This is a genomic window from Novosphingobium sp. fls2-241-R2A-195, from assembly GCF_030209485.1.
Taxonomy (GTDB): Bacteria; Pseudomonadota; Alphaproteobacteria; order Sphingomonadales; family Sphingomonadaceae; genus Novosphingobium; species Novosphingobium resinovorum.
This window is the reverse complement of record NZ_JARVRY010000024.1, coordinates 41,970-67,509: the sequence shown is the minus strand read 5'-3', so window position 1 is coordinate 67,509 and position 25,540 is coordinate 41,970. Positions and strand designations below refer to the sequence as shown.

26 protein-coding genes are annotated in these 25,540 nt (G+C 65.6%); 8 read left to right on the top strand and 18 right to left on the bottom strand.

Annotated elements, in window-relative coordinates:
* Window positions 1-112: 112 nt before the first annotated feature.
* Window positions 113-1,732, bottom strand: a complete 1,620-nt coding sequence (locus QRN25_RS18140) for an FAD-dependent monooxygenase (protein ID WP_285020602.1) — start codon at window positions 1,730-1,732, stop codon at window positions 113-115.
* 239 nt (window positions 1,733-1,971) lie between these two features.
* Here QRN25_RS18140 and QRN25_RS18135 point away from each other — a divergent pair, with 239 nt between their 5' ends.
* The 6 genes from QRN25_RS18135 to QRN25_RS18110 are packed head-to-tail and all read left to right on the top strand — an operon-like array spanning window position 1,972 to window position 6,716.
* A complete protein-coding gene (locus QRN25_RS18135) occupies window positions 1,972-2,724 on the top strand; it encodes an SDR family NAD(P)-dependent oxidoreductase (RefSeq protein ID WP_285020601.1) in 753 nt (250 codons plus the stop codon).
* A 52-nt stretch (window positions 2,725-2,776) separates the two neighbouring features.
* A complete protein-coding gene (locus QRN25_RS18130) occupies window positions 2,777-3,535 on the top strand; it encodes an SDR family NAD(P)-dependent oxidoreductase (RefSeq protein WP_036529635.1) in 759 nt (252 codons plus the stop codon).
* An 11-nt stretch (window positions 3,536-3,546) separates the two neighbouring features.
* Complete coding sequence (locus QRN25_RS18125) at window positions 3,547-3,927, top strand: EthD domain-containing protein (RefSeq protein ID WP_051587159.1); 381 nt, start codon at window positions 3,547-3,549, stop codon at window positions 3,925-3,927.
* Window positions 3,928-3,941: 14 nt separating this feature from the next.
* Window positions 3,942-4,958, top strand: a complete 1,017-nt coding sequence (locus QRN25_RS18120) for a zinc-dependent alcohol dehydrogenase family protein (protein ID WP_285020600.1) — start codon at window positions 3,942-3,944, stop codon at window positions 4,956-4,958.
* Window positions 4,959-5,004: 46 nt separating this feature from the next.
* Window positions 5,005-6,216 carry a phosphotransferase family protein gene (locus QRN25_RS18115; RefSeq protein ID WP_285020599.1) on the top strand — a complete coding sequence of 404 codons (1,212 nt, stop codon included), beginning with the start codon at window positions 5,005-5,007 and terminating at the stop codon, window positions 6,214-6,216.
* Window positions 6,216-6,716: a hypothetical protein gene (locus QRN25_RS18110; protein WP_271181522.1), complete on the top strand. Its 501-nt coding sequence runs from the start codon at window positions 6,216-6,218 to the stop codon at window positions 6,714-6,716. Before QRN25_RS18115 ends, QRN25_RS18110 begins: the two co-directional genes overlap by 1 nt.
* A 128-nt stretch (window positions 6,717-6,844) precedes the next feature.
* On the opposite strand, the gene QRN25_RS18105 is transcribed toward QRN25_RS18110, so the two are convergent.
* Genes QRN25_RS18105 through QRN25_RS18095 form a run of 3 tightly spaced genes read right to left on the bottom strand, consistent with a single transcriptional unit; the run spans window position 6,845 to window position 9,712 of the window.
* On the bottom strand, window positions 6,845-7,600 hold the full coding sequence (locus QRN25_RS18105) for an SDR family NAD(P)-dependent oxidoreductase (protein WP_285020598.1): 756 nt from the start codon (window positions 7,598-7,600) through the stop codon (window positions 6,845-6,847).
* A complete protein-coding gene (locus QRN25_RS18100; RefSeq protein WP_285020597.1) occupies window positions 7,593-9,293 on the bottom strand; it encodes an FAD-dependent oxidoreductase in 1,701 nt (566 codons plus the stop codon). Before QRN25_RS18100 ends, QRN25_RS18105 begins: the two co-directional genes overlap by 8 nt.
* Window positions 9,294-9,304: 11 nt before the next feature.
* A complete protein-coding gene (locus tag QRN25_RS18095) occupies window positions 9,305-9,712 on the bottom strand; it encodes a nuclear transport factor 2 family protein (RefSeq protein WP_271181525.1) in 408 nt (135 codons plus the stop codon).
* A 230-nt stretch (window positions 9,713-9,942) separates the two neighbouring features.
* Here QRN25_RS18095 and QRN25_RS18090 point away from each other — a divergent pair, with 230 nt between their 5' ends.
* Window positions 9,943-10,809, top strand: coding sequence for an NmrA family NAD(P)-binding protein (locus tag QRN25_RS18090; RefSeq protein ID WP_285020596.1), 867 nt, complete (start codon window positions 9,943-9,945; stop codon window positions 10,807-10,809).
* Between the two features lie 36 nt (window positions 10,810-10,845).
* On the opposite strand, the gene QRN25_RS18085 is transcribed toward QRN25_RS18090, so the two are convergent.
* Genes QRN25_RS18085 through QRN25_RS18070 form a run of 4 tightly spaced genes read right to left on the bottom strand, consistent with a single transcriptional unit; the run spans window position 10,846 to window position 13,046 of the window.
* On the bottom strand, window positions 10,846-11,538 hold the full coding sequence (locus QRN25_RS18085) for an EthD domain-containing protein (protein ID WP_285020595.1): 693 nt from the start codon (window positions 11,536-11,538) through the stop codon (window positions 10,846-10,848).
* Between the two features lie 40 nt (window positions 11,539-11,578).
* The gene (locus tag QRN25_RS18080) at window positions 11,579-12,004 is read right to left on the bottom strand and encodes a nuclear transport factor 2 family protein (protein ID WP_285020594.1); all 426 of its coding nucleotides are present in this window, start codon (window positions 12,002-12,004) and stop codon (window positions 11,579-11,581) included.
* An 11-nt stretch (window positions 12,005-12,015) separates the two neighbouring features.
* The gene (locus tag QRN25_RS18075; RefSeq protein ID WP_285020593.1) at window positions 12,016-12,612 is read right to left on the bottom strand and encodes a VOC family protein; all 597 of its coding nucleotides are present in this window, start codon (window positions 12,610-12,612) and stop codon (window positions 12,016-12,018) included.
* Between the two features lie 29 nt (window positions 12,613-12,641).
* Entirely contained in the window at window positions 12,642-13,046 is a 405-nt protein-coding gene (locus QRN25_RS18070; RefSeq protein ID WP_285020592.1) for a nuclear transport factor 2 family protein, read from the bottom strand.
* Window positions 13,047-13,160: 114 nt separating this feature from the next.
* Here QRN25_RS18070 and QRN25_RS18065 point away from each other — a divergent pair, with 114 nt between their 5' ends.
* Complete coding sequence (locus QRN25_RS18065; RefSeq protein WP_271181531.1) at window positions 13,161-13,646, top strand: VOC family protein; 486 nt, start codon at window positions 13,161-13,163, stop codon at window positions 13,644-13,646.
* 149 nt (window positions 13,647-13,795) lie between these two features.
* On the opposite strand, the gene QRN25_RS18060 is transcribed toward QRN25_RS18065, so the two are convergent.
* The 10 genes from QRN25_RS18060 to QRN25_RS18015 all read right to left on the bottom strand — a co-directional run bounded on the left by QRN25_RS18060 (window position 13,796) and on the right by QRN25_RS18015 (window position 25,537).
* Window positions 13,796-14,548, bottom strand: coding sequence for a TetR/AcrR family transcriptional regulator (locus tag QRN25_RS18060; RefSeq protein ID WP_051587163.1), 753 nt, complete (start codon window positions 14,546-14,548; stop codon window positions 13,796-13,798).
* A 149-nt stretch (window positions 14,549-14,697) separates the two neighbouring features.
* Window positions 14,698-15,552: a fumarylacetoacetate hydrolase family protein gene (locus QRN25_RS18055; RefSeq protein WP_285020591.1), complete on the bottom strand. Its 855-nt coding sequence runs from the start codon at window positions 15,550-15,552 to the stop codon at window positions 14,698-14,700.
* 23 nt (window positions 15,553-15,575) lie between these two features.
* Complete coding sequence (locus QRN25_RS18050; protein ID WP_285020589.1) at window positions 15,576-16,391, bottom strand: SDR family NAD(P)-dependent oxidoreductase; 816 nt, start codon at window positions 16,389-16,391, stop codon at window positions 15,576-15,578.
* Window positions 16,392-16,415: 24 nt separating this feature from the next.
* Entirely contained in the window at window positions 16,416-16,763 is a 348-nt protein-coding gene (locus QRN25_RS18045) for a hypothetical protein (protein ID WP_285020588.1), read from the bottom strand.
* Window positions 16,760-18,025 carry an aromatic ring-hydroxylating oxygenase subunit alpha gene (locus QRN25_RS18040; RefSeq protein ID WP_285020587.1) on the bottom strand — a complete coding sequence of 422 codons (1,266 nt, stop codon included), beginning with the start codon at window positions 18,023-18,025 and terminating at the stop codon, window positions 16,760-16,762. Before QRN25_RS18040 ends, QRN25_RS18045 begins: the two co-directional genes overlap by 4 nt.
* Before the next feature lie 239 nt (window positions 18,026-18,264).
* The gene (locus tag QRN25_RS18035; RefSeq protein ID WP_285020586.1) at window positions 18,265-19,065 is read right to left on the bottom strand and encodes an enoyl-CoA hydratase/isomerase family protein; all 801 of its coding nucleotides are present in this window, start codon (window positions 19,063-19,065) and stop codon (window positions 18,265-18,267) included.
* Window positions 19,062-20,696, bottom strand: coding sequence for an AMP-binding protein (locus tag QRN25_RS18030; protein WP_285020584.1), 1,635 nt, complete (start codon window positions 20,694-20,696; stop codon window positions 19,062-19,064). Before QRN25_RS18030 ends, QRN25_RS18035 begins: the two co-directional genes overlap by 4 nt.
* Before the next feature lie 66 nt (window positions 20,697-20,762).
* Window positions 20,763-23,090, bottom strand: coding sequence for a TonB-dependent receptor (locus QRN25_RS18025; RefSeq protein WP_285020582.1), 2,328 nt, complete (start codon window positions 23,088-23,090; stop codon window positions 20,763-20,765).
* 26 nt (window positions 23,091-23,116) lie between these two features.
* Window positions 23,117-24,424, bottom strand: coding sequence for a cytochrome P450 (locus tag QRN25_RS18020; protein ID WP_285020580.1), 1,308 nt, complete (start codon window positions 24,422-24,424; stop codon window positions 23,117-23,119).
* Between the two features lie 12 nt (window positions 24,425-24,436).
* On the bottom strand, window positions 24,437-25,537 hold the full coding sequence (locus QRN25_RS18015; protein WP_285020578.1) for an NAD(P)-dependent alcohol dehydrogenase: 1,101 nt from the start codon (window positions 25,535-25,537) through the stop codon (window positions 24,437-24,439).
* Window positions 25,538-25,540: the final 3 nt, after the last annotated feature.

Sequence of the window (25,540 nt, the reverse complement as noted above, 5' to 3'; positions counted from 1 at the left end):
TTGTACCCGGCTTTGGGGCGGTTGATCCGGCTGCACCGGATCAACCGCCCCTGGTTTTTGGTTTGCCGCATTTTCCGAGTCATCAGGTGATCCCACCTGATTAGAAAATGCTCTAGCGACCGCAGACGCGCCGCAGCAATCCCGCGCAGTCGTCCGGCAAGGCATCGCCGCGCCAGGCGACGTGCTGGTCGGGCCGCACCAGGATCAGGCCGCGTTCGTAGATCGCGCGAAGGTCCGGGCGATCGAGCCGCAGCACGTCGAGCGGAACGCCCTGCGTCTTCGCCGCAGCCTCCAGCGGCGCGGTGTCCGCATCGCCGAGCACGACGAGCGTGAAGAATAGCCCGAGCCGGTCGAACAGCGCCGTCCCGTCCTCAAGGAACACATGCGGCAGGCGTGCGCCGGGCCAGGTGCTCGGCACATAAGTCAGCGGGTCGATCGCCGGAGCCTCCCCCTCGCCCGCCACGACCGGCGACTGGTCGTAGCGATAGCCGTATTCCACGCCCCAGCTCTCGTTCTCGGCATTGCCGAGCGCGGCGATCTTCGCGGCGACATCGGCGCGGCGGGCGTCGGCTTCGGGGCCTTCACCCTCGAGGTCGCCCGCCTCCATGTAGATCATCGTGATCTGCTGGCGCACGCCCATGTGCCGGCGCGAGGCTTCGAGATGCCACCACGCGGTCGGCCGCCGCTCCGCATCGTAGGCATCGAGCAGCCCGTCGCCGCCCCAGCCCTGCAGGTTCGCGGCCAGCACCCACGACAGCGCGGCGGCGTCGGCGATCCCCGAATTCATGCCGTAGCCGCCGGTCGGGATGAACTGGTGCGCGCTGTCGCCCGCCAGCAGCGTGCTGGCGTCCCGGTACTTCTCGGCGACCACGAAATGCGCATGCCACGGATTGGCCTGCAGTATCTCGTAATCGAACGCCTTGCCGACCCAGGCTTCGAGCACGCCCTCGGCGGTCATCTCGTCCGGGTTCATGCCGGGCAGCAGCCATGCCTGCAGCGTGTAGATGTCGTGGTCGTTCTGGGCGATGATCGTGCCGAGCCCGGACTGCAGGTGATAGATCGGCCCCCAGCGCTGCAGCAGTTCGCGGTCGTCGGTGCGGAAGTGGACCATGTAGGCCCCGGCGACGTTCTCCTCGCCCTCCAGCGCAATGCCGAGACCCCGGCGCACGCGGCTGCCCCCGCCGTCGCAGCCCGCAAGGAAGCGGCACTTCACGGTGCTAGTTTCGCCGCTCTGCGAATCGACGATCTCGGCGGTGACGCCATCGGCGCCATTCTCGACGATCCGCTCGAAGCGGGTGCCGAAGCGCACGTCGATCAGCGGATTGGCGTCGATCGCCCGTTTCAGCACCGGCTCGATCTGGATCTGGCTGACGCGCAAGGGCGCCTGCGCGCCGTGGCTGCCGTCGTTCTCCTCGCGGATGATGCGGGTCTTCTCATCGGCGGAGGGGTAGGGAAACCGGTACAGGTCATGCCCGACCATCGAGGTGATCCACAGGATGTCGAAGCCGTTCGCACGCGGCACGCCCGCGTCGCGCAGCGCCTCGTCCAGACCGAGCCGGTGGAACAGCTCCATGCTGCGGCCATTGGTCAGGTCCATCTTGGGATGGCGCGTGGTCGCCGGGTTCCGCTCCAGCAGCAGGGAGCGAATGCCGTAGCGGGCAAGGTTCAGGGCCAGCGTCATGCCGACCGGCCCGCCTCCGGCGATCAGCACCGGCACTTCGATCTGCGTCATTCCATCTCCCCTCTTATGCCTTGCCCAACCGCGAGTAACGAAATTGAACCATATGGTCAACTTGTGCGCAATGCGCAAATGGACGTCAAGCCGGGTCAGGCTATGATTTTAGCAATAATCGCGCTGAAACCGAGCGCATGATCCCGAAGTCGCGATTGAATGCTTGACATTGGCTGACCGTCTGGTCTGTTTATGGAAAGCGCAGCGACTGACTGCACCAAGGGATGAAGGACAAGACGATGCCCACCGGCCGACTTTCCGGAAAAATCGCGCTCATAACCGGCGCAGGCAGCGGAATCGGCGCGGCGCACGCCCGCCTGTTCGCCAGCGAAGGTGCGCAAGTCGTCGCTACCGACATCCGCCTCGACGCCGCCCGCTCCGTGGTGGCGCAGATCGTCGAATCCGGCGGCGCGGCCATCGCCATCGAGCATGACGTCGCCAGCGAAAGCTCCTGGCAGACCGCCGTCGACGCGGCGCTTGCCGCTTATGGGGGACTGACCACGCTGGTCAACAACGCGGGCCTCAACCACATGTTCGGAGTGGAGGACGAGACGCTGGAGGGCTGGAACCACATCGTCTCGATCGACCAGACCGGCACATTCCTGGGCATGCGCGCGGCGATGCCGCACTTGCGGGCGAGCGGCAACGGCGCGGTCGTCAACATCTCCTCGGTACTGGCGATGATGTCGACCGTGACGTGCTTCTCGTTCCACGGCGCCAAGGCGGCGATCCGGGGCATGAGCAAGGCCGCCGCGCAGGAATATGCAGGCCGCGGCGTGCGGGTGAATTCGATCTACCCCGGCATGATCGACACGCCGCAACTCGCGACGATGCTGCCCGAGGAGCGCGAGATGATCCGCACCTCGATCCCGATGAAGCGCATCGGCAACCCGGACGAGATCGCCCGTAGTTCGCTGTTCCTGTGCTCGGACGACGCATCCTACGTCACCGGCGCGGAACTGATCGTCGACGGCGGGCTGTTCCCGGGATGAGGGCGCGACCCATGACTTTGCAGAGCGGCACGGCCGCCAAGGGAGAATACGGATGCTGAACGGCAAGGCCATCCTCATCACCGGCGCGGCATCGGGCATAGGCCGCCGCTGCGCCGAAGTCTTCGCGGCGAACGGCGCGCGCGTGCTTGTCACCGACCTCAGCGCCGAAGCGGGCGCCGAGGTCGTCGAAGGCATCCGCAACGCGGGCGGCGAGGCCGCGTTCCAGCCCTGCAACGTGACCGACGAAGCCAGCGTCGCCGCCGCCGTGGACAAGGCGGTTTCGCTTTACGGCCGGCTCGACGGGGCGATGAACAACGCCGGGATCGAAATGCGCAACAAGCCGGTCCACGAACTGACCGCAGAGGATATCGCGGCGGTGCTGGGCGTCGATCTGGTCGGCGTGTTCTACTGCCTCAAGCACCAGTTCCGGGTGATGAAGGACAGCGGCGGCGGGGCCATCGTCAACACCGCATCCTCCTCGGGCATTCGCGGGCAGATCAACGCCTCGGACTATGTCGCGGCCAAGCACGGCGTCGTCGGTCTGACCAAGGCGGTCGCCTGCGACGGCGGGCCGCTCGGCATCCGGGTGAACGCGCTGTGCCCCGGCCTCATCATGACGCCGATGGCCAAGGACCGGCTGATGCAGGACCCGGTGTTCTCCGAGGCGCTCGAAGGGCTGCGCCAGCGCCACGTCATCGGCCGCTTCGGCGAGATGGACGAGATAGCCAACGCCGCGATGTTCCTGCTGTCCGACATGTCCTCGTTCATGACCGGATCGCCGATGATCGTCGACGGCGGCTACGCCATCTGAGGGAGGCTGACATGATAAAGATGGTCGTCGAAGTCTGGAAGAAGCCGGAAATGACGGACGAGCAGTTCGCCCGCCGCTGGCTGGTGGAACACGGTGCGCTGGTGCGTGCCAATGCGAAGGCTATGGGCTTCGTGCGCTATGTCCAGAGCCACAAGCGCGTCTCGCCCGAGATCGACGCCTTTGCGCAAGGGCGCGGCTGGAAGCGCCCGCCCGACGGCCTCACCGAAGTATGGTGGGAAAGCGAGGAAGCCATGCAGGCCGCGCTCTCCTCGCCCGAGGGGATCGAGGCCAGCGGCGTGCTGCAGGCGGACGAGGAACAGTTCATCGACGCCCCGCGCATCAGCGCTTTCCTCGCGGACGAGGAAACCATCTTCGACTACACTGTCGCATAGGGAGAGATTCGGCGATGACCGAAAACCGACGCTACGTCATCACGCCGGGACAGGGCATCGCCGGACTGCGGCAGGAGCGCGTGGCCATGCCGCGCCCCGGTCGCGGGCAGGTGCTGCTGCGCATGCGTGCCTTCTCGCTCAATTTCCGCGATCTGCTGATGATCGACGGACACTATCCGGGCGGCGCGCCCGACGCGATCGTGCCGCTTTCCGATGGTGCGGGCGAGGTCGTCGAACTGGGTGAAGGCTGCTCGCGCTTCGCGGTGGGGGACCGGGTCTGCCCGATCTTCATGCAGAGTTGGATCGGCGGCGACATGACCGACGCCGACGGTGCTTCCGCGCTGGGCGGTGCGATCGACGGCGTGCTCGCCGAATATGTCGTGGTCGATGAGGCCGGCCTGGTGGCGATCCCCGCCCACATGGACTTCGCGCAGGCGGCCACGCTGCCTTGCGCCGCCGTCACCACCTGGAACGCGCTCTACGGCCGCGAGCCGATCACGCCCGGCTCTACGGTGATGGCGCTTGGCACCGGCGGTGTCGCGATCTGGACGCTGCAACTGGCCAAGGCCGCCGGGGCGCGCGTCGTCATCACCTCGTCCAGCGACGCCAAGCTGGAACGGGCCACGGCGATGGGCGCGGACCATGTCGTCAACTACGCCGCGACGCCCGAATGGGGCGCCGCCGCCCGCGCCTTCACGGGCGGACGCGGGATCGACAAGATCGTCGACAGCGCCGGGCCGGGCACGATGCCGCAGTCGCTGTCGGCACTGCGGCGCGGAGGGGAGATCGCCATGGTCGGCGTCATCGCCCCCGGTACGATCGACCCGCTGGCGATCCTCGTCGGCGGGGCGCTGGTGCGCGGCGTCATGGTCGGTTCGCGCCGCCATTTCGAAGACCTCGGCCGCGCACTGGAAGCGCACCGGATCGAACCGCTGATCGACCGCAGCTTCACGTTTGACGAGACGGCAGAGGCTTATGAACACCTGCGCGCGGCGCAGGACATGGGCAAGGTCGTCATCGAGATGACCTGACCCCGCCAGGATACAAGAAACGACTGGGAAGGAAGTGGCTGAACCAATGCACGGCACTCTCGACATACGCCAGCGCCCCGAGGACCATTTCCTCGACGCCATCCGGGACCGGTTTCCGGTCGAGGCCGAGATCGACCGCACCCTGTCGCGCAAGATGCGCCTGCGGGCGAGCGGCGAGGTCTACGCCGCCCACTCGCTGGACAGCCTGATCGAAGGCACCGCCAGCCTCATCCGCGCCAACGTGGGCGACGATTTCACGATCTCCGACGCACGCTGGCTGACCGGCGGCGCCTCGAAGATCCAGGTCGCCTTCGAACTCGAATGGCAGGACGGTTCGGCGCGTCGCAAGGCGCCGATGGTCCTGCGCATGGAACCCAACGAGTCCGTGGTCGAGACCAGCCGCAAGCGCGAGTTCGAGCTGCTGCAGGCGCTCGACGGGGTGGTGCCGGTGCCGCCCTGCTTCTGGGTCGATCCGGATGGCGAACACCTGCCGCACCCCGCGCTGATCTACGGCTTCGCGCAAGGCGTGACCAAGCCTTCCGATCTGCCCTCGCAGCAGGTGACCGGGATCGGCCTCAACTATGGCCCTAAGCTGCGCGCGCCGATCACCGCGCAGTTCATCGAGCACATGGCGCGCTTTCACCGCATGGGCGCGGAACTCTCGCCCCGCCTGCCCAGCTTCGACGGCGTGGAGGTCGGCTCCAACGCCAGCGTCATCCGCCTCGTCAACTGGTGGCGGCGGGTGTGGGAGGAAGACCGCGCCCACGACGAACCGCTGATGACGGTCGCCTACGACTGGCTCATCGCCAATGCGCCGCCGATCGACCACGTCTCGCTGGTCCATGGCGACTGCCGCGCCGGCAACTTCCTGTTCACCGAGCACGACGCGCGGATCACCGCCTGGCTCGACTGGGAACTGGCGCTGCTGGGCGACCGCCATCAGGACCTCGCATGGTCGATGATGGACCCCTACAGCCATTCGAACGAGGAAGGCACCGCCCAGCTCATCAACGGCATGCTGCCTTACGACGACTACATCGCCGCCTACGAGAAGGCGTCGGGCCTGACGGTCGATCCGGCGCGGCTGGCCTATTACCGGGTGCTGTGCAGCTACCTGTCGGTCTCGATCTGCCTCGGCACCGGGTACCGCGTGGCGAAGGGCGCCAAGACGCATCAGGACATCGTTGTCTCGTGGCTGGCGATGATCAGCTACCCGATCATGGAACAATTGCGCGGCACGCTGAAGGAGGTGCTCTGATGGTCCCCGATTCCGATCTCCAGTTGCAGGTCGTCATCAAGGCGCTGCGCGAAGCCGTCGGCCCCGCGATCCGGGCGGACGAGAAGGTGGCACAGGAGCAGTTGCACTTGTCGCTCGCCACGCTCGGCGTGCTACGCAGCCAGTTGCCGATGACGCGCCGTTTCATCCGCGCGCTGTCGAGCGATGCGCTGGACCTCGCCGGAAAGCTGGGCGCGCTTACGTCCAGTCAGGCCCTGTCGGCTCCGCGGGAGGCACTGGAAGCGGCGCTTGCCGATCCGTCACGGGAAAACCACGAGATCGAAGCCGCCCGCAGCGCCCTGATGGACAGCACATGCGCGCTCATCGAGACCCTCGGCCCCGATCTCGCGGATCAGGCCCGCAGGGTGGTGATCGACGCGAGCGCCATGCCGATCGAGCGCCAGCGTGCGTGGTTCATTGGCTCGGGCTTCGAATCCGCGCCCGACAAGGTCCGCCCGATCGAAACGCTGCTGGAGGCGTAGAGCCCGATGACATTGGGGTAAACCACCCTTCGTCATTGCGAGCGTAGCGAAGCAATCTAGAGCGGCTCAGAACGGCCCTGGATTGCTTCGCTGCGCTCGCAATGACGATTCAATAAGAAGTCATGACCTCAAGCCAGTATCCGGCCGAGCGTCTGCACCGTGGTGCCGACGCTCCAGCCGCCATCGACGAACCAGTTCTGCCCGGTGACATAGCCGGCATCGTCGCTGGCGAGAAAATGGACGGCGGCGGCGATGTCCTCTGGCTGCCCTTCGCGGCCCAGCGGCGCCAGCACTTCCAGCGCCCGGCTGAGCGCGTCGCCGTTGATGGCGATCGACAGCGGCGTGGCGACGCCGCCGGGGCTGACCGCGTTGACCCGGATGCCCAGCGGCCCGAACTCCAGCGCGGCGGTCTGCGTGGCGGAGATGATCGCCGCCTTGCTCATCCCGTATTCACCCCAACCCGGCGTCCCCCGCGCGCCGGACAGCGAGGCGACGTTGACGATCGCGCCGCCCCGCTCCATCCGCCGCGCCGCCTCGCGCATGCCGACGAGCACGCTGAGCGCATTGATCCGGTAATAGCGCGCGGCGCGCTCCGCATCGGCTTCAGCCATGTCATGCACACCGGCCGAGGCGGCGTTGTTGACCAGCACGTCGAGCCTGCCGTGGCGCTCCATCGCCTCGTCCAGCAGGGCGGCGAACTGGTCCGCGTCCGATACGTCGGTATGGCGGAACGTGCAGCCCCACTGCGCCGCGCTTTCTGCGCAATCGGTGATGTCCCCGATCAGCACTTGCGCGCCTGCCCGGCGCAAACGCTGCGCCGTGGCGGCGCCGATGCCCGAAGCCGCGCCGGTGATGACGATCGATTTTCCGGTGAGGTCAAACATGGTCGCGTCCTTTGCCTGCGGCACGGGCGGCAATGTCGAGCGCCGCGATATAGCCGAACGTCATCGCCGGCCCCAGGCTGGCCCCGCCGCCGGGGTACTTGCCGCGCATGATCGAGTTGTTGTCCAGACCCGCCGCATAGAGTCCCGCGATCGGCGCTCCATCGGCGCCAAGCACGCGCGCATACTCGTCGGTATCGAGGCCCTGTACCGAGCCCAGATCGCTGGGCCGCACCTCGATCGCGTAGTACGGCGCCTTGGTCAGAGGCCGCAGAGACGGGTTGGGTCCATGTCCCGCATCGCCCATGTACGTGTCATAGGCATTGGTGCCGCGTCCGAAGTCGGGATCCCGGCCGTCCGCCGCATGCCGGTTGAAGCGTTCCACGGTATCCGACAGCGCCAGCGGATCGAGCCCCAGCTCGCGCGCGAGTTCGGAAATGCTCGCCGCCTTGCGGGCGTAGCCGGAGGCGACCCACTTGTCCGGGCGGAACGGCGCGGGCTTGATCGCACCCAGGCCATAGCGCGCCACCGCCTCGGCATCGGCGATCTGCCAGATGCGCGTCACGCCCTTCTCCAGCGAGACTTCGCCGAAGTTCTGGTAGTGAAAACTCTCATCGACGAAACGCTTGCCGTCGCGTGCATCGACCATGATCTGCCCCGGGCAGTGGCGATCGAAGAACAGCGAGGGGAAAAGGCCGACGCTGCCGTCTTCGCGCTGATAGCGTGAGGCCGGCACCCAGATGCCGTTCGCCGCATTGTCCGGGTTCAGCCGCCCGCCCAGCTTCTCGGCCATGCGGATGCCGTCGCCCCGGCTGCCTTCGGGCTGGAGCGACCAGCCGGCCGCCGACTGGTGCAACCACTTCTGCCGCATCGCCTCGTCCTGCCCGAAGCCGCCGGATGCAAGGACGACGCCTTGCCGCGTCTTGACCGTATGCCGCGCGCCGCCATGCTCGAACACCACGCCGGTCACCCGGCCGCCGTCGAACACGAGATCGCAGGCGCGGGCTTTCTCGATCAGGTGCACCCCCGCATCGCGCGCGGACTTGAACAGGCGCCCCGCCAGCGCATTGCCGTTGGCCATGTGCCTTCCGCGCCGTCCCCGCAGCCGGTCGAAAGCGTAGCCCGCCATGCGCGAGGCAGTCAGGCGAAAGGCCGAAAGCGACCGGTTCCACCCCTGCATCGCCACCGCCTGCGCGGGGCTGACCTGCATCGATTTGAACAACCCCATCTCGCGGATCGGCGGACGCACGCGCTCGAAATCCGTGCCCAGCGCATTGCCGTCGAAATCAGCCGTGAGCAGGCAGCGCCCCTGATTCCAGCCTGCCGCAGAAGGGGCGTAATCGGGAATGTCGCTGGGCGTCAGCCGTACCGTGGTCCGGCGTTCCATGAAGGCCAGCATCTCGCCCGACTTGTCGAGATACGTATCGATCTTGGCGGCGTTGAAGAAGTTGCCCAGCACCGCCTCGAGATACGTGCGTGCCGAGGCCCGATCGTCCGCGATACCGAGCGCCGGCTGGTGGTGGTTCGCAGGAATCCACACGCCTCCGCCGGAAAAGGCGGTGGTCCCGCCGAAGACATCGGCCGCTTCAAGGAGCACCACGTCCAGCCCGTTCAGCGCGCCGACGGTAGCTGCCGTCATGCCCGCTGCGCCCGAGCCGATCACCACCATGTCCGCCGTTTCGGGAAGTGCAATCACGCTCGCCCCGCTCATCGCGCATCCACCAGCTTGCGACCGACGAGGGCCGTCTCCACGGCAACCGTATCGAGATACTCGACGATTTCGCTGATGCGGCCGTCGCGGGTGCGCAGGATGAAGCAATAGGGGTCCTGCCGGTATGGACCGTAAGGTCCGACACCCTCGACGCTGGCGATCACGACGGCGCGGTCTCCCTCGGCGATGATCTCGCTCACCGCCATGCGTGCGGGTTCGCGGAAGGTGGAGAGCATCGGGATCATCTCCGTCAGCAGGCGATCCCTGGTGAAATGCTTGGACAGGGGCGTGTCGCCGATGATCGTCCAGGTCGCATCTTCGGCCAGCGATTCGAAACCGCCCATGAAATCGCCACTGCACAACTTGTCGAAGAACGCGCGCGCGATCTGCCTGCTGTCGGTCATGTCCTCTCCTATCGGCGTGGTCCTCCGTCGCTGGGGGGACGCCCGGAGCAAAACTCCCACATTTGACCGTTATGTCAATTAAAACGTCCGAAAAACGAGATTTATCGCGAAGGAATGGAATTTCCGCATGAATCGCAGCCTGATTATGAATTCATATGGTCAATTTAATTGCACTGACCAAGCACCGCGGCCATAGTCCTTCGCAAACTCAGCCAGATGGGAGAGCAGGCATGGCATCGCGTACGATAACGGTCTTCGGGGGAACCGGAACGGCAGGAGGCGGCGTGGTCCGCGCGCTGCTGCGGGACGGCTGGACGGTCCGCGCCGTCACCCGCGATGAAACGGGCGACAAGGCAAAGGCTGCGCGGGCGCTCGGCGCCGAAACCGTGACCGCCGACATGGAAGACCGCTCGGCCCTGCGCCGGGCCATCGAAGCGGCCGACGCGGTCTATCTATCCGGTGCGTCCCTGCAGGACCGCTGGGACATCGGGCAGGCCGTTCAGGGGATCATGGTGGCGGAAACGGTGCGCGAAGTGGGCACCGGGCACTTCATCTATCAATCCGCACAGGCGGCGGGCAGCCGGGGCGTGCTTTCGGTCGGCTCCAAGCGTGCGGTGGAAGAACGGATCGCCGAACTCCGCCTCGATGCCACGATCCTGCGCCCGGCATGGTTCATGGACAACTTCCTGAACTACTTCCCGATCACGCAGAACGACGGCACGCTTACGATCGCAATGGCCTTGCCGACCGACGTGCAACTCGCGCTGATCTGCGCCGAAGACATCGGGCGCGCGGCGGCGGCGGTGCTTGCGTCGCCAGACAATTGGCGCGGGCGCGAGGTCGATCTCGTCGCCGACGTCGGCAGCACCGCACAGATGGCTGCGATCGTCGGTGAACTTACCGACAAGCCGGCGGTTGCCGTCGAAGTCCCGATGGCCGCGATCGAGGAGCACTGGCCGCAGGGCGTGGACCTCTATACCTGGCTGGCCACGAAACCCGCGGAGAACGACACCGGCGCGCTGACGGCGCTGGTCGGCTCGCCGATCGACTTTCGCGCATGGGCCGAAAAGCACCTCGCGCCGACCTTGCGCGGCTGAGCAGAGGCGGGGTCGGCACGCCGACCCCGCCCTTCGTCACATGAAGCGCTCGGCGCTGGCGAGGTAGGCGATCGACTCCGCCGGACGGCGCAGCAGTGTCTCCCAGGCCTGCGGATCGCGCGCGACGCCCTCCTCCATCGCCGTCTGCGTCGGCCAGTAGAGTTCGCGGATACCGACGCAGAACGCGCCTTCGGGATGCAGGGCAGGTGAAGGGCGGCACCGGACATGGCGCAGCGCCCCGATCCGCCGGCCTAGCGCAAGGTCTTCCTCATCGTCCCAGGCGGTCGTACCCTCGCTGATGACGTATTGCAGCAGCTTGATGCTGATCGGACGGCGATCCAGCCGGAACAGTCTGTCGCCCGTTTCGACGCCCTCCTCGTTCCAGTCAGCCCCCGACTGCAGCACTTCCTCTTCGGCGAAGACGAACCGCAGCTTGTCCATGTCGACGAACAGCGGTTCGTCGGGGATCAGCAGTTCGACGTAATTAGGCTCGCCGGGAAAATCGATGGCATCCTGTACGCAGTCGAACCACACTTCCGCCGTCGCCTCGAAATGCGTCTGCCGCGCGTCCAGCAGGTCCGAGTGAACCTGATGGCTCTGGGTGTAGGCGCGCATGGTCGATATCGTGCGGCCCATCGTTCCGTGAGGGTGCCGGTAGTGGTCGTGAAACCACTGCGCCGTCACGCCGGGTTTGCGCGGAATCGCGCCGAACATCTTGATACGAGACAAATACCCTCTCCGCCTTGTCGTTATGGGAACGGTGGCCCGGTCACCCCGGCTGGAAAACCGGGAGGATGCTGCGATCCGCGATCTTCCAGACGCCGCCTTCCTGCACGCACACGTCGATCACGTCGGCCACCGAACGCACCACCGGCGAAAGGTCCGCGTCGGGCGAGCGGAACAGCGTCAGCAGCGAACGCACTTCCGCCCGCCCGTCGCCCAGCGCCGAAATCAGCGTGTTGGACAGGACATGGCGCGAGGTAACGTGCGCCTCGGCTTGCCGGGCCGCCATCGCCGCCGCAATCGCAGCGCCGCTGATCGTGCCGGGCCGAGGCGCGCCGGGCCCGAAGGTCAGGTTCGCATCCTCGGCGAACAGCGCCGCCGCCTCGCCCGCACGGCCATGGTCGATGAGCCAGAAACCGCGCAGGGCCAGTTCCGCAAGGTCGAGCCGATCTTCGATGGTGAGCTTCGTCATTGCCGCCTCCGTCACCGCAGCTTCACCGCTTCGAGCCCGCGCTGGCCGATATCCGGCCGCCGCTTGAGCACGGCCTGATCCTCGCCCGCCTCGACGCGGCGCAGCAGATCTTCGGGATCGAACTCCACGCCGATCGGGTTCTCGGCAAACGCGGGGGAATAGAAGAACGCCGTCGCGTCCTCGATATTGTCGTAGTTGTCGACCTGCAGTTCGATCTGATTTCCGTCGGGATCCTGATAGTACATCGAAGTCGTCGGCCCGTGATTGATCGGGAAAACCGGCGTTATGCCGACATCGCGCAGTCGCTTGTACGTCGCCATGAGGTCGCCGAGGCTGTCGTAGGTGAACGCCGCATGGTGGAAGCCCGCCACGCCGTCTTTCTGCTCCTCCAGATCCGGCATGTTCAGAACGGCGACGCGGTGGTGCTCCTCGTCATAGGAGAGGAATGCAAGGATTTCGTTCTCGAAAGCAGCCTCGGCGCCGAGCACGGTCTTGTACCAGTCAATCACCTCGCGAAAGCGCGATGTGCGCAGCACGAAATGGGCAAGCCGGACGGGCGGGATGATCGCCGCAGTCTCCGTGGCGGCCTCACTGGATTGCTGTGTCATGGTTGTTGTCCTTGTGTCTGGAGAAGGCGTCAGTGCGCCGCTTGCTCGCCGAAGACCGCCGACTGGAGCATCATCGTGTCCATGAACTCGATCACTTCGACGAGGCGCCCGCCTGCCGCGCGCATCACGAAGGCATAGTAGGGTTGATCGTAAGGCCCGGTCGGCCCCACGCCGCGCCCGCTGCCCAGCAGCACGGCGCGGTCGCCCTGCACGATCGGCTCCTCGAAGCGGACGACCGGCGGCTCGACGAAGTCCGACAGCAGCGGCACCAGCCGCGCGATCAGGTCCTTCGGTCCGTGATAGACGCCCGACGCGGGCGTCGTGCCGATCACGGTGTAGACGCCGTCGTCGGCGAGCAGTTCGAACGCCTCCGGAAACCGCAACTGCGCCAGCAGTTCGCCGAACCGGCGGGCAAGCCCTTGTGCATCCTCCATCGAATCCTCCTCTTCCTTGCCTGTCTTATATTGATCTTTTGGTCAGGAAAGCATAACCCAAGGCGGATGACAAGGAGGCGTGTCGCACAGACCGCCCGATCGGGAGAGAATGGCATGAAGTTTCATCACATGGCGCTGATGGTGACCAATCTGGAAGACGCCATCCGCCTCTGGCGCGACGTCATGGGCTTCGAACTGGGCGTCGAAACCGTGATCCCCGACGGACCAGAGCCAGGACCGAACACCTTCATGTATCCGGCGCTGCTGGACGACATCTTCAAGATCAAGGGCGCGCGATCCCGCATGGCCCTGCTCAGTTCGAAGGATGGCGCCTTCATCGAGCTACAGGAATGCCTGAACCCCGCGATCACCAAGACGCCCGAGGAGAACTTGCGCTATGGCCATACCGGCATTCACGAACTCGGCCTGCTGGTGACAGACATCGACGGCTGGTTCGAGAAAGTCAGGGCCGCCGGCTACCGCACGCAGACGGACTACGTGTGGCAGTGCGCATCGATGGGCCGCTCGTTCCTGTTCTACGACCAGGACGGCAACATGATCCAGCTCTGGGAGAACCTCGGCGAGCCGGAATGGAGCTGAGGCCGAGCCGCCGCCCTACGGCGTGACGACATTACATTGCATCGTCATTGCGAGCGTAGCGAAGCAATCCAGAGCAGTTTTACGCCGCCCTGGATTGCTTCGCTACGCTCGCAATGACGAAGGTTGGTTCAATCCAATATCATCGCGCCCTACGGCGCGTCGATGAAGACGAGTTCGTAGAGGAATGCGATGTTGCGCAGGATTTCGGTCTCCGAAAACACGTCGCGGCCCGTCAGTTCACGGTATTCGGTCGAGACCGTGAACGGCGTGCCGCCGGCGCTGATTATCATGTAGTACATCCGCGCCGGATCGCACTGGCGCACGATGCCCTGGTCCTGCCCGGCGCGGATGAGTTCGCGGATCGCGCCGAAGTGTTCGCGCAAGTAGTTCTCGATGACCCACTGCAGGCGCGAGGTGTCCTGGTTGCTCTCCATGGTCAGGATACGGTGGATCTGCGGCTGGCGGGCGGACATACGGATGAACTGCTCGATGAACGTGCGCAGTCCCGCCGCGGCGCTGTCGCCCGCCTTTTCCAGATGCGCCTTCATTTCCGCCGAATAGCGCTTGAGCGCATTGTCGATCGTCGCGATCCACAAGGCTTCCTTGGACTGGAAGTGATAGAGCACCAGCGTGTGCGTCACGTCCGCCCGGTCCGCCACGGCGCGGGTGGAGGTGCCTTCGAAGCCGAACGCCCCGAAGCATTCCAGCGCGGCGGCCAGGATGCGCTCGCGCACATCGTCGCCCCGGCGGCTGGCGCGCTTGCGCTGTCGCTGCGGCGCCTTCTGGTCGATCGCGACCGGGTGCGTTTCCGCCCCGTCGAGCCGCACCGCGATGCGGCCGCTGCTCGCACGGCGGCGCTTGGCGGGCGCGGAATCTTCGGGAATATCGCTCGTTTCGGCCATTCGATCGCTCCGTCAGGCCGTTCGCCTGACCAAAGATGTGCATTTCGTGACACCCTCACATCAGGATATGCAGCAAGGTCAAGCGATTTTGCAAAAACCGCAGCGAGATTAATCCACCATTAGGTCAGTTTTTGGACAAAAATTGACGGTCAGGCGACGATCCTGTTCTCGATGGCACCGATCCCGTCGATCTCGCAGCGCACCACGTCCCCCGGCGACAGGAAGCGCGGCGGCTGCTGCGCCGCGCCGACGCCTTCGGGCGTCCCGGTGGCGAGAATATCGCCCGGCTCCAGCGTGAAGGCGGCCGAAAGGTGGGCGATCTGCGCCCCGATCGAGTGGATGAACTGCTCGGTATTGCTGGACTGGCGCACCTCGCCGTTGACGATGCAGCGGATGCCGAGCGCGGCCGGATCGGCGATCTCGTCCGCCGTGACGATCCATGGCCCGATCGGCCCGTGCGTATCGAACGACTTGCCCATGGTGATCGTCGGGGACTGGAATTGCCAGTCCCGCGCCGACACGTCGTTCACCACAAGGTAGCCGAAGACATGCGCCATCGCATCGCCCTCGGCGACGGACTTGGCCGCGTGGCCGATCACCACGCCCAGTTCGACTTCGTGATCGAGCTTGGTGGTCGGCCCCTGCACCACGTCGTCGTAGGCCCCGTTCACGCACGTCGTCTGCTTGTTGAACCACAGTTGCCCGTCAGGCACCGTGATGCCCAGCGCACGCGCCTCGTCCGCATGACGGCGGTAGTTCATGCCAAGACCCAGGAACTTGCGCGGGCGCAGCGGAGCCAGCAGATGCACATCGGCCAGCGCCAGCCGCTCACCGCGCCCCGATGCCAGCGCAGCGGCGATCTCACCCAGAGCGCCCTGCCCGCCCTCGATCAACGCGATCATGTCGGGATGGTCGATGCCGATAGTATCGAGCGGGACGATTCCATCGCCGTCCACCACGCCGAGGCGCGGCACGCCTCCGTTTTCGAACCGGGCCAGCTTCATCGTTGTTCCTTCGTTTCGGGAGATCAGGCGGCTGCAAGGCCGTCGTAGAACCGCCGGGCGTCGGCGTAAGTCGGCAGGTGCGCGGTCGAGCCGCCGTCCACCCGGATCACCTGCCCGGTGATGTAGCGCGCCTCGTCCGACGCCAGCCAGGCGACGGCCTGCGCGACATCGTCAGGCGTGCCGAGATAGCCGGTAAGCGTGGCATCGACGTTCATTGCGATGAAGGCTGGCGGGATCGAGGCTTCGAGCAGCGGCGTCGTGATCATCGACGGCGCCACCGCGTTGCAGCGGATTCCCTCGCGGCCGAAGGCCGTGGCCACCTGTTTGGTCAACTGGATCACCGCCGCCTTGGACACGCAGTAGGCGGGCATTTTGTAGAACGCATCCACCCCGTACATCGAGGCGGTGTTGACGATCGACCCGCCGCCCTGTTTGCGCATGGCGAGGATCGCGTGGCGGCACCCCTGCATCGTCCCGCGCACCGTGCCTGCGAAAATCTGGTCCCACAGCACGTCGGGGATTTCCAGGATATCCGTATCCCCCGAAATCGCCTCGGGCGAAGTGAATGCCGCGTTGTTGTGCATGATGTCGAGCCGACCGAAGCCATCGACCATCGCGCCCACTGCCGCGCGGAAATGGTCTTCCACGGTGATATCGAGATGCAGCGCGCGCGCCGTGCCGCCGGCGTCGGCGATCTCCTCGGCAACGGTCTTCGCCGCTGCATCGTTGATGTCGGCGATGCCCACTACGGCGCCTTCCGACGCCAGCCGCAGCGCGGTCGCGCGGCCGAGGCCCGATGCTCCACCGGTGACGATGGCGACTTTGCCCTTGAAACGCATGACAGTCCTTTCCCTTGCGCCCGATCAGCCGAGAAACGGCAAGCCGCGGGCGATCCTTATCGAATTGGGCCACGGCGTTCCCGGCGCGCGGGGTTGCCCGTGGATTTCAATGGCGACGTGCGCCTGCGCCAGCCCAAGCACCAGCGCCATGAGATTGCGCGCATCGTCCGGCAGGTCGTCGAGCCCGAACCGGTCGACGTAGCCGATGGCCTCTTCCGCCCGCGCGCACATGGCCTCGTAGAACACCCTGATCTCGTCCATCGAGCGCTCGCAGCGCGCGGCCAGCCGCCCGGCGATGGTATGGCTCCCCCAGCTGTCGACGAAAGGTTCGAGTTCCGCGAACGCCTGCGGCAAGCGCGCCGCACCGCTCACGCCAGCGCCTCGGTGACGGTTTCCGCCTCGACCCATTTGAGCAGTTGCTCGACCGAGTGGCGGATGCCGACCTCGCTGTCCTGAAGCTGCATCTCGTCCTTGCCGGAACTGTTGATGCCGCGCTGGGTGCGCGCCACGTTGGCAAGGTCTTCCAGCACCACCTCGATCACCCGCGCGACGTAGAGTTCCTGCTGCAGGCGCTGACGCGCGTTCAGCGCGTCGGGGACATAGAAGCGCACTTCGTAGCGCGAAGTGGTCGGCGTCAGCGGCCAGAACTGGTGGACCCAGAAGCCGCCGGGGCCGAAATCGATCTGAGTGTTCGGAAACAGGTTGTTCACGTCCATAGACCAGCACCCCGCCCGCGTCGGATTGACGGCGGGGTGATCGAGGAACTGCGCCATCTGCGAACTCGTGCCCGCCGCGATCAGGCTGCCGGTGTCGCCAGAGGCATAGGCCAGCATCTCCACCTTGTTGCGCTCGTCGAGCGGCATCGTCGGGTTGCCATACATCGAGACGGTGCGGTGCGGCCCGAACGTGCGCGCATCGAGCAGCCGAGCGAAGCGGTTCTCGCTCGACGAAAAGGTCTGGGCGATCGTCTTCTTGTGGATCGCGGGGATGTGGTAGCTTTCGATGAAGGCATCCTGCACGACCTTCCAGTTGGCATCGAGGTCCGCCTTGAGCACGATCGGCTTGTCCGCCGCCACGTAAGGCACGCCGGCCAGACGGTCGGCGAAATCGCCGAGGAAGGTGCGCAGATCGACTTCGGGCTGGCGCTGGAGGTTGACGAAGATCCAGCCCTCCCAGGTTTCCGTCGCCATCTGCGTCAGCCCGCAGCGCTTCTTATCGACCGCGAAGAAGCTGGCTTCATCCGGGATCGAGATCAGATCGCCATCGGCCGCATATGTCCAGTTGTGGTAGGGGCAGACGATGCGCCGCGCATTGCCGGTGGGTCCGTCGAGGACTTGCGATCCGCGGTGCGAACAGGTGTTGTAGAACGCGCGGATGCGTCCATCCTTGCCCCGGTTGAGGATCGCGGAAACGCCGCCCGGCAGCAGTTCGGTCGCGAAATAGTCGCCGTAGGCCGGGATTTCTTCCTCGCGGCCGACCAGCAGCCAGGCCCGCTCGAAGACTTGCGCGCGTTCGCGTTCGAAGAACTCGGGCGATCGGTAAGGCTCCAGCGGGACCGGGCCGGTGCCAAGGCCGCAGGCCTCGGTGAACGCCGTCTTGCCTTCGAAAGCCCGCGCGGAAGCGGTGATGTTCATGTCCCAACCCTCTCCAATCGGAACCGGCGCCGACGTCGGCATCAGATGCCGCGCCGAGTCTTTATTTGACCGTTTGGTAAACTTAAGGTTGAGGAGGGGAATGTGTCAAGCGTTAGAGGTCGATGCTATCGGATTGAACGACCATCTCGTCATTGCGAGCGCAGCGAAGCAATCCAGAGCAGCTTGAAACTGCCCTGGATTGCTTCGCTACGCTCGCAATGACGATTCAATATGGCGCCCTAAAGATCGCGATATTCCGGGGCGGCGCGGTTCCTAAAGGCTTCCACCGCCGTTTCGTGATCGGCGGTCGCGATCAGCATGCATTGCTGGCGATCCTCCAGCGTCAGCGCGGCGTCGAGCCCCGGTGCATCGACGGTGAGATTGAGGGTCTCCTTCGTCATGCGCAGCCCCATCGGCGAGGCGCGCAGCATATCGCGGGCCATTGCCAGGCCCGCTTCCATGAGCGCCTCGCCAGCGACCACCGAACTGACCAGTCCGGTCGCCAGCGCGCGCGGCGCGGCGATGAAGTTGCCGGTCATCAGCAGTTCCGAGGCCACCGACAGCCCGACAAGGCGCGGCAGCAGATAGCCCGAACCCATGTCGCAGCCGCCCAGCCCCACGCGCAGATAGGCAGCATTGAGCCGCGCATCCTCCGCAGCGATGCGCACGTCGGCCGCCAATGCCAGCGAGAACCCCGCACCGCAGGCCGCACCGTGCAGCAGCGCGATGACCGGCTGCGGGCACGCCCGCATGGCGCGCACGATCCCCGAATAGAGCCGCTGCATCGCCAGTTGCCGCTGGTTGCGCCCCGGTCCTTCATTGGCGAAAGCGTCGGAGCCCAGTTCGGCACCCGCGCAGAACATGCGTCCGGCACCGCGCAGGATCACCACACGCGTCTCCAGCCGTGCGGGCAGGCCGCTGAAGTAGTCGAGCAGCGCCTGTGCCAGTTCGGGCGACACCGCGTTGAGCTGGTCGGGGCGATTGAGCGTGACGATCTCGATCGCGCCTTCGCTTTCCACCGTAAGCACCGTGCCGCTCATGCGATGATGTTCTCCGACCGTTGGGCATAGAGGCGCCGCAGCGCCATCTTGTCGAGCTTGCCGGTGCTGGTCCGGGGCATCGCATCGATAACCCGGATCGCATCGGGCAACCACCACTTCGCGACGAAGTCTTGCATATGCTCGCGCAGCGCCGCCTCGTCGAGCGCCTCGACGCCCTCGGCCAGCGTGACCAGCATCAGCGGTCGTTCCTGCCAGCGCGGATGCGGGATGCTGATGACGCCTGCCTCAGCAACGCCAGCGAAACTGGCCGCCGCCGATTCCAGTTGCAGCGTGCTGATCCACTCGCCGCCGGACTTGATGACGTCCTTGGCGCGGTCGACAATCTCCATCGAGCCGTCGGGATAGATGCGCGCGATGTCCCCCGTCTCCAGCCATTCGAAGCCTTCCGCATCGCTGAGGCCCACGTAGCTGCCCGAGGCGATCGGCCCCCGCACTAGCAGGTGGCCCGCGTGCTCGCCGTCGAACGGAAGCGGCTTGCCCTCGTCATCGACGATGCGCATCTCGGACAGGAAACCGACGCGCCCCTGGCGGGCGAGGTGGCGTTCGTGCTGTTCGTCAGCCGGTAGATTGTCGGAGCCCGCCGCCGGGGCGCTGCGCGAGCAGCCCGGCACTTCGGTCATGCCCCAAGACTGGCACAGGGTGATGCCGAAGCTCTCGAAGCGCTCGGCCAGCGCGCGCGACGGGCGAGTACCGGCAAGCAGGCCTGTGCGCACCGTCTCCAGCTTCGAGCCCTGACGGTCGGCGGCGTCGAACAGGTCCATCCAGATCGTCGGCACGGCGCCGGTGATCGTCACGCCCTCCCCGTCGATCAGTTCGATGATGCCCTCGGGCGAGAAATCGCGGCCGTTGAGGACAAGCTTGTGGCCGTTCATCGGCGCGGTGAAGGGCATCATCCAGCCATTGGCGTGGAAGATCGCGGCGATCGGCAGCATGCATTCCAGCGAGCCGCGCCGGTGGGTGCCGTACATGTCGGCCATCGACATGTTCATCGACCCCAGCGTGATCGAGCGGTGCGTATAGGCGACGCCCTTGGGCCGCCCGGTCGTGCCCGAGGTGAAGCAGATTGTCGCGGCCTGGTTCTCGTCGAAGCTGGGCCATGTGAAGTCGGCCGAAGCGTCGCCGATGAAATCGGTCTTGGTGACGAAGCCGGGCAGTGCGCTCGCCGGAACCGGCGCGCCGGGTTCGTCCATGAACACCCAGCGTGTGACCATCGGCGTGATAGCCGCGACCTGCTCGGCCAGCGGCAGGGTGTCGGCATCGATGAAGATCGTGATCTCGCCGACCTTCTCGATCATGTAGCGCAGATCCTCGGCCGTCAGGCGCGGATTGAGCGTGTGCAGCCCCGCCCCGATGCCGAGCGCGGCATAGAACAGCTCTATGTGGTTCGAGGTATTCCACGCCAGCGAACCGACGACGTCGTCCACCTTGAAGCCATGGCCGGTCATGGCATTGGCCAGCCGCTTTGCCCGGTCGCGCATCCGCGCCCAGTCCGAACGCTCGATCACGCCGTCGATGCGGCGCGCTACGAAGGGCGTATCCCCGTGATGCTCGGCGGCATGGTCGATCAGCCGCGACAACAGCATCGGGTTCGTCATCATCGTCCCGCGCAAGTTCAGATCCTCTCTGTTTATATCCGGCTCGGGAGAGGAGGTGCTGCCCCCTCCCCCGGCCACCCGTCAGAAGCGGGCCGCGAGCGCTACGCCGTAGCTCGCCGGCCGCCCGGTGTACCGCACCTGGGTATCGTACAGGATTGGTGCATTGGTGTAATAATACTCGTTAGTGACGTTGTTGGCGAACACCGTGAGTCGATACGCATCGTCAGAAAACGACAATCCAGCACGAAGGTCAACCAGTGTATAATCTTTCAGCTTGGCGGTCGGTACGGTGTCGATCACCGAATAGGTCGAGCTGTTGTGCGTCACCGTACCGCCGAGGAATGCCGAGACGCCCTCGCTGAGCGCGAACTCGTAATCAGCGGAACCATTCACCGAAAGCTTGGGCGCGAAGGGGATCGGGTTGCCCTCGAAATCCTGCACGCCGCCGTTGAAGCCGACGCCGGTATATTCGTCGATGCGGGTATCGACGTATGTGCCGCCCAGACGCAGGTTCAGGCCATCGACCGGCTCGGCCATGATCTCTGCCTCGACGCCCATCAGGCTCGACTTGGGCACGTTGACCAGCGCGTCGAGCACGCCGAACACCGGGTCGATGCGCTTGCCGCGGATCTGCTTATCCGTGTACTTGTAGTAAAATCCGGCCAGATTGAACTGCATGCGCCGGTCGAGCATGCTAGCCTTGAAGCCGCCTTCGAAGGCCAGCACCGATTCCTGCGTGACCGGCGCGAACTGCGCGGTGCTGGACGCATTGGTAAACAGGAAGCTGCCGGCCTTGTAGCCCTTGGACACGTTGGCATAAAGCAGCAGTTCGGGAAGCGCCTGATAGTCGATGCCGCCGCGCCACGAGACGTTGTCCTGGTCGAGCGAGCCTTCATACAGCGTCGGCAGGAAAGTCGCCTCGTCCAGCGTCACGCATCCGCCGACTGGGATCGCCGGGGTCGGCGCAGCGGTCGGATCGATCGCCTGACGCACCTGGGTCGAGACGGCGGTGAAGAACGCCGCCGCGCCGCCGTTTCCGGCATCGCGCGTGCAGGTCTGCGCGTCGCGCTGGCTCTTGGTGTAGCGCACGCCGCCCTTCACCGTCAGGCCGGGCAGGATCTCGTAGTCCGCATTGGCGAAGACCGCGTAGTTGTCGATCTGCGAGTTCAGGAAGAACGTGTTGGTATTGGCCGGGAAGCCGAGGTTCGCCACCACCGAGCTTTGCCCCGCATACTGGTCGGCGAATTCCTTCGAGGTGGTGTGCTCGTAGTTGCCGCCGATGATCCAGCTGAACGGGCCGGAGCCGTTGCTGGCGATGCGCAGTTCCTGGCTGAACGACTTGAGCGAACCATCGAACAGGAACTCCAGCGATTCCACGGCGACGCCATCGGGATCGTTGACCTGCTTGCGGCTGAAATCGACGTAGGAGGTGATCGAGGTCAGCTTGAGGCTGTCCGAAAGCTCATAGTCGGCACGAAGGGCGGCCTGCCACTGGCGGTCGTCGCCCTTGGGACGGCGATTGGGGTTCCAGTCGGCGGTGCGCGGCTTGGACGGCGCGAAGGGCGTGGCGGCAAGACCCGCGCCGACCGGTCCGACTTGCGGGAACAGGGCGATGTACTGGCCCGCCTGCGGGTCCGACTTGTCGATCATGCCATTGACGTTGAGCGACACCGAGAGCCGGTCGGTCGGCGTCCAGTCGAGCAGGACGCGGCCCATGTAGAGTTCCTTGTCGCCCAGCTTGTCGTCGTCGGGCCGGGTCTGGCTCTTTTGCCAGGCGCCGCCCTGCGCGGTCTTGGCCGCGACGCGGACGCGCAGCGTGTCGCTGATCGGACCACTCACGAAGCCGCTCGCATCGACTTCGCCGAAGCTGTCGATGCTGGCATTCACGCCTGCCTTGAAGTCGGCGGTCGGCTTGGCGGCGATGTAGTTGATCGCACCGCCCGTCGCGTTCTGGCCGAACAGCGTGCCCTGCGGTCCCTTGAGGACTTCGACGCGCTCGACGTCCAGCGCCGCCGTGCCGACCAGCGCCGGGAACGGCATCGGCACTTCGTCGACGTAGACGCTGACCGCCGGATAGGCCGCCAGCGAGTTCTCGTAGAAGCCGACACCGCGCAGGGTGTAGACCGGCGTGTTGTAGATGCTGTTGGCGACCGTCAGCGCCGGGATCACCTTGGCGAGATCCGACACGCTGTTGACGCCCTGCTTCACCAGATCGTCGGAGGACAGCGCCTGGATGGTCAGGCCGACCTTGTTCAGCGATTCCGAGCGCTTCTGAGCAGTGACGATGATTTCGCCGACGCCCGCCGTGGGCTGCGCCGCGCTCGCCGCTTCGTCCTGCGCCATGGCGAGGCCCGGCGTGGCTACAAGGCCGATGAAGGCGACGCCCGCCAGTAACTTGCTGGATTTCATGTATCTTCTCCCGTGAACTTTGTTTTTCAGTTGGTTTCGAAAGCGATCGGCAGAGACTTCAACCCTCCCACGAAGTTGGTCTCGATGTAGCGGGGGCTGCCGTTCAGCCGGACGGCGGTGAGGTGCGGCATCAGTTCTTCGTAGAGGATGCGAATCTCGAGCTTCGCAAGGTTCTGGCCGAGGCACATGTGCGGGCCGGAACCGAACGAGAGGTGCCGGTTGCGCTTGCGGGCAAGGTCGAATCCTCCCGCATTCTCGAACACGTCCTCGTCACGGCTGGCGGAAGGGTAGGACAGCATGAGGCGCTGACCCTTGCGGATCGCGGTCCCGTGCAGGTCGAAGTCGTCGATCGCGGTGCGCGTGAAGTGCCGCACCGGCGCCGCCGTACGCAGGGCTTCCTCGACAAAGGACGGGATGAGGCTCGGGTCCGCCTTGAGCCGCTCGAACTGGTCGGGGTGCTCGCACAGCGCCTTCATGCCGGTGGCGGTCGTGGTCGACGTGGTATCGTGCCCGGCGGTGGCGATGGTGATGTAATAGCCGTTGGCGAAGAAATCGCTGATCGGCTCGCCGTCGATCTCGGCATTGGCGATGACGCTCATCAGGTCGTCGCGCGGGTTCTCGCGGCGATCGCGGGTCATCGGCGTAAAGTAGTCGTAATATTCCTGGATCACCCGGTGGAACTGGCGCGCGGCCATGTCGGGGGTAATCTCGATGTCGCTGCGCTGCTCTTCGGGGTCCTTGGAGCCGAAGAATTCCTGCGTCATCTTCAACATCTTGGGCAGGTCCGTCTCGGGGACGCCGAACATGTTCATGATGACCCTGAGCGGGTATTCGAGCGCGAAATCCTTGACGAAATCCACCTCGCGCGGACCGGCCAGCAGCCGCGCCACGGTGTCCTTGGCGATGATGCGGATATCGCTTTCAAGCCGGGTGATCCTCGCGGGCGAGAAGTACGGAACGGCGATCGAGCGCAGCGCCTTGTGATCGGGATTGTCCATGTGCGTAAGCGCCGCGACGACCTGGCAGGTACCGTTGTTGGCCGACCGCAGGAAGGCATCGTCGGCCTGCGGGTTGTAGATCGGATTGTCGACCATGTTCAGGAACACGTCGGCGCGGCGCTCGACAGTGACGACGTCGTTGTACTTCGTGACCATCCAGATCGGATCGTAGCCGCCGAGATGCGCCCAGCCGATCGGCCGGTTCGCGCGCATCCATGCCAGCGCCTCGTGAAACGAAGCCTCGTCGGCGCAGAGGTTCGGGTTCACCACCTTTTCGGCGATGTCATCGGGAATGCGAAGTTCGTCCGGCCCGAACGCGAGTGTGTCGGTCTGCATGATCGGTTGCCTTCAGAAGGTGAGAACGGGCTTGACCACCAACCCGGCAAGCTGGTCTTCGATAGCCTGGTTGATCTGGTCGAACGGGTAAGTGCGCACGAGCTTGTCGAGCGGCAGGCGTCCCGCTTCGTAATGAGCCAGAAGCTCGGGAATATAGGTGTCGGGGTCGGTATCGCCCTCGATCACCGCCTTAAGCGTCGCGCCGCTGGCGAGGAAACCGAGCATCGAGGTCGAGAACACCGCATCCATCTTCTTGGGCACGCCGAGGAACGCCATCGTCCCGTGCGGGGCGAGCGAGGCCAGCGCCGCCTGCACCACCGCGTCCACCGCCGTGGTATCGACCACGTAATCGACACCGCGCGCGGCGATGGCGCGGATCGCCTCAGCCACGTCGCCGGCGGCCGGATCGACCGCGTGCGTCGCGCCGAGTTCCGCCGCAAGGGCCCGCCGCGCGGCTACGGGTTCGACGACGATGATCGGATCGCAGCCCGCAAGCTTCGCCCCCATGACCGCGCTCAGCCCGACCGAGCCGCCACCGAAGATCGCGATCGAACGCCCGGCCTTTGCCGCGATCGAGCGCATCACCGCGCCTGCTCCCGTCTGGATGCCGCAGCCCAACGGCGCGGCCATGGTCAGGTCGGCATCGGCGTGGACCTTCACGGTATTGTGCTGCGTCGCGATCGCATACGTCGCGAACGACGACTGCGCGAAGAAGTATCCGCCCACGGGCTCGGAACCGCAGCACAGAGTCGCGCTGCCGTCCGGGCGGCGGCCGCTGTAGTTGAGCGTCATCCCCTTTTCGCAGTAGGCCACGTCGCCCCGGCGGCAATTGGTGCATTCGCCGCAAGAGCCCACGGTGAGCACCACCTTGTCACCCGGCGCGACCTTGGTGACGCCCGGGCCGACGCGCTCGACGATGCCCGCCCCCTCGTGCCCGAGCACGATGGGCATCTGCACCGGCAGCGACTGGTCGCGTGCCGCGATGTCACTGTGGCACACGCCCACCGCCACCAGGCGCACGAGAACCTCGCCCTCGCGCGGTTCGTCGATCTCGATTGTTTCAAGCGCAAAGGGGCGCTTGGCCTCGCGCGCAATGGCGGCCGTAATCTGCATATG